The following is a 236-nucleotide window of genomic DNA, read 5'->3' on the forward strand; positions in this document are numbered from 1 at the left end:
GAATGGATGAATGCGTTATTGAAAATTAATCCTATTCTCATTATTGTCGCCACACTTGTTCAATGTATCACATTTGTTTTACTAGCATTCCAGTTGCAATCGTTCTTATCACTCTTGAACAAGAAGCTTTCAATTAGAAAGATGCTTCACATTATTTTTATTAGCGCATTTGTGGAAGGTGTCACCCCATCTTCTAAGCTTGGGGGAGAAGTAGGTAAAGCCCTTTACTTTAAACG

At 36.4% G+C, this 236-nt stretch carries 1 protein-coding gene; it reads left to right on the top strand.

The genetic code is table 11. The features are described from left to right. Positions 1–236: lysylphosphatidylglycerol synthase domain-containing protein (locus AOA62_RS29675; RefSeq protein WP_178075668.1), on the top strand; the 236-nt coding region annotated here is incomplete at both ends.

The sequence above is a fragment of the Pseudomonas sp. 2995-3 genome (assembly GCF_002742565.1).
In the GTDB taxonomy this organism is placed as follows: Bacteria; Pseudomonadota; Gammaproteobacteria; order Pseudomonadales; family Pseudomonadaceae; genus Aquipseudomonas; species Aquipseudomonas edaphica.